Source organism: Kitasatospora sp. NPDC059747 (genome assembly GCF_042732955.1).
In the GTDB taxonomy this organism is placed as follows: Bacteria; Actinomycetota; Actinomycetes; order Streptomycetales; family Streptomycetaceae; genus Kitasatospora.
Genome location: NZ_JBHWGV010000103.1, coordinates 1 through 3,335, shown reverse-complemented (window position 1 = coordinate 3,335; position 3,335 = coordinate 1). Strand labels below are relative to the sequence as shown.

The 3,335-nt window shown below is 66.9% G+C and carries 3 protein-coding genes; all 3 read left to right on the top strand.

The annotated features are described in order from the left end of the window. The first annotated feature begins 324 nt into the window (after positions 1-324). From ACFV4G_RS33330 to ACFV4G_RS33320, 3 genes are read left to right on the top strand one after another with little or no spacing between them, the layout of a single operon-like run. A complete protein-coding gene (locus tag ACFV4G_RS33330; RefSeq protein WP_380445917.1) occupies positions 325-705 on the top strand; it encodes an acyl-CoA thioesterase in 381 nt (126 codons plus the stop codon). 43 nt (positions 706-748) lie between these two features. Continuing rightward, a complete protein-coding gene (locus tag ACFV4G_RS33325) occupies positions 749-2,281 on the top strand; it encodes an acyl-CoA dehydrogenase family protein (protein ID WP_380445916.1) in 1,533 nt (510 codons plus the stop codon). Continuing rightward, entirely contained in the window at positions 2,281-3,231 is a 951-nt protein-coding gene (locus ACFV4G_RS33320; protein WP_380445915.1) for a DMT family transporter, read from the top strand. Before ACFV4G_RS33325 ends, ACFV4G_RS33320 begins: the two co-directional genes overlap by 1 nt. Positions 3,232-3,335 lie beyond the last annotated feature (104 nt).

Here is a 3,335-nt window from a genome sequence, read left to right as displayed (position 1 = left end):
TATCTTCTTTTCCCACACCCCACCCCTCCACCTAACTACAAAACCTCTTTGACCCGGGGTGTTGTCTTTCAAAACCACCCCCTTGCCCCCCGTCGCATTCCCGCCCCTTCCCGCACCGCGCCCCGCTACCGGAACGACTGCCACCAGAACGGCCCAGGGCCGGACAGCACCGGATCAATCCGGATAGACCGGCCCAAGAGGCCCGGCCGGCCCGGCACTTGTGGCCGAGTTCACATCAACTCACCGACCGGTATACCGATTGACGGATGATCAGCAGTGGCAGACTGTTGATAACCGAACAGTCGGACGTCCTAGGAGTTGGATGTGAACGTCACAATCTCGCCGCGTTTCTCCGAGGTCGACGTCCTCGGCCACGTGACCAACTCCGCCGTCCCGGTCTGGTTCGAGCACGGCCGTCTGCCGATCTTCCGGCTGTTCAGCAAGGAGGAGAACATGCGCGACCTCGCGCTCATCCTCCGCCGCTACGAGATCGACTTCACCAAGCAGATCCTCGCGTCCGTCGACGTCGTCATCGAGACGAAGGTGGCGAAGATCGGCAACACGTCGATCACCATCGAACAGGTCGCCCGGCAGAACGACGCCGAGGTGGCCCGCGGGACGACCGTAATGATCCACTTCGATTACCAGGCCAATGCCACCGCGCGCATTCCGGACCACATCCGCGAGGAACTCGCGGCGCTCTGACGAGCCGCATCAGCAGGGCTACCGAAGAAACGGGGATATCACCATGAGCATTCCACGGAACCGGTTAATCGACCTCGACTCCACCGCTTTCCTCGACAATTTCCAGCGCGGCATCGGCGCGTTCGACAGCGCCGTCCTGCCGCAGGAGCCGCTGTCCAAGGACAGCCTCCGCGAACTGATCGACCTCGGCATCTACCTGCCGGCCATCCCCCGCGCGTACGGCGGCCGGGAGAGCCACCGGGAGATGTGCGAAATCATCGAGATCATGTCCGAGCGCAACCTGCCCATGGGCATGTACACGATGATCGTCACGGTCCTCTTCCTCCGCAACGTCGCCTCCAGCGGCGACGAGGCGCTCAAGAAGGAGGTCTTCGAGGACTTCGCCAACAACCCCGTCATCGGCGGCCTCGCCTTCACCGAGCCGAGCAGCGGATCGAACCTGGCGCGCATGCGGACCACGTACGAGCCGGACGGCGACGGCTACCGCATCACCGGGGTCAAGCACTGGCAGGCCTTCAGCGAGCAGGCCGACTGGTGGATCGTCTGCGCCAAGCACCCCGAGCGCAAGGAGTTCGCCTACTTCGCCCACAAGCGCTCCGACGGCGGCTTCGAGACCACCGAGGTCTACGACAGCCTCGGCCTGAAGAACCTGGGCTACGGGCTGAACACCCTCGACATCCGGGTGCCCGGACACTACCGCCTCGCCAAGAGCCGGCCGAGCCTGGGCGACGCCGCCGAGATCCTCTGCGCGTCGCGGTTCAGCAAGGCCGCCATGTCCAGCGGCTTCCTGCGCCGGCTGACCGCCGAGACGCTGCACCACGTCGAGAGCCGGCAGATCGGCGACGGCACGCTGCACGACATCGACTACGTGAAGTACAAGGTCAGCCGGATCAAGCAGAACTCCGTCGTGTGCAACGCGCTGTACCGGCACCTGATGCTCGACGAGGACTACCGCACGGACATGGAAGGCAGCATGTTCGCCTCCCTGGCCACCAAGGTGCTCTCCTCCGAGCTCATGCTGGAGTCGGCCCTCGACTACCAGCAGCTGTGCGGCGGCGAGGGCTACCGCATGGGCGCGCCGGACAACATCGCCGCCTACGCCCTGCTCGACGCGCGGGTCTACACCATCTTCGACGGCACCAACGACCTGCTCTGCCAGCACCTGGCCAACCTGTTCCTGCGCGAGTTCCAGGACTCCGGGCTGCGCTCGCCGCTGGAGTTCGTCGGCCGGTTCGGGTACCTGGAGGACGCGTTCTTCCACCTGACCGACATCAACTTCAGCCACCTCACCGACGCCTCGTCCCAGGCCAAGATCGTGATCCTGGGCCGCATCCTGTCCCGGATGTACGGGATCGGCGCGCTGGAGAAGGCCTCGCGCTCGACCGCACCCAGCGAACGGCTCGCGGTGGCCGACGCCGACTACCCGAGGGCGATCGCGGTGCTGAAGAACGAGATCCTCGCCCTGGTCAACGAGTACGAGCTGACCGACCGACTCACCGGCACCGACAAGGCGTCGGACGTGATCCATCCGCAGACCGCCGCGCTCGCGGCCGGCTCCAAGGCAGGCATGCGCTAGTGTCCGGGAAGAACAAGAGCCTCAAGGTCTCGCTGATCGCGCTGGTGTTCGTCACCATCTACGGATCGGGCTTCGTGGGCGGCCGGTTCGGCCTGCCCTACGCGGAGCCGTTCGCCTACCTGGCCATCCGGTTCGGCGGGACCGCGGTCGTCTTGTTCGCCTGCATCCTGTGCCTGAGAATCCCGTGGCCGCGCACGCGCTCGGCCTACGTCCACCTCGCCCTCAGCGGCATCCTGCTGCAAGGGGTGTTCTCCACCGGGGTCTTCTACGCGCTGTACTACGGCATGACCCCCGCGGTGTCCGCGCTGATCATCGCGCTCCAGCCGATCCTGGTCTGGCTGATGGTCTCCGTCGCGACCGCCCGGAAGGTCAGGCCGCTGTCGGTGCTGGCGCTCGCCGGGGGACTGGCCGGGGTGGCCCTGACGGTCTACCAGGGGCTGGCGTCGTCGTCCGGGCTCACCCTGACCAACGTCGCCTTCGACTTCCTCGGGCTGGTGGGGCTGTCCACCGGGCAGTTCTACTACCAGATGAAGAACCCCGGCACGCATCCGCTGGTCAACGGCTTCCTCCAGTCCGGCTCGTCGGCCGTCGTCATGCTCGTCGGCGCGCTGGTCTTCGAGACCGGTGTCGTCCACTGGACCAGGGACCTGGTCCTGTCGGAACTGTGGATGTCGGTCGGCGTCTCGATCGGCGCGCTCAGCCTGCTGTTCGTGCTGATGCGCTCGGAGAGCGCGGACCGGGTGGCCTCGTACTTCTACGGGGTGCCGATCGCCGCGGGGCTGATCGCCTGGCCGATGCTCGGCCAGCGGCCGACCCTCTCGGAGGTCGTCGGGTTCGCGGTCATCGTGGCCTCGATCGTCCTGTTCAACCGGAGCAGCCGGGCCCCCGCCCCGGCCCCCGCCCCGGCGGCACCGGTCGGCACCGAGGTGCCGGCGGCGGACCGCTCCTGAGCACGGGCCGGGAGCGTCCGACGGTCGTCCGGCCGTCGGACGTTCCCGGCCCGTCGCGCTTCCTGGCCCACGTGCGTGCTGCTCGGTGGCGGTACCCCCCGAGG

Coding starts and splice junctions, on each gene's coding strand:
- ACFV4G_RS33325 (WP_380445916.1), top strand. CDS start 749: ATGAGCATTCCACGGAACCGGTTAATCGACCTCGACTCCACCGCTTTC.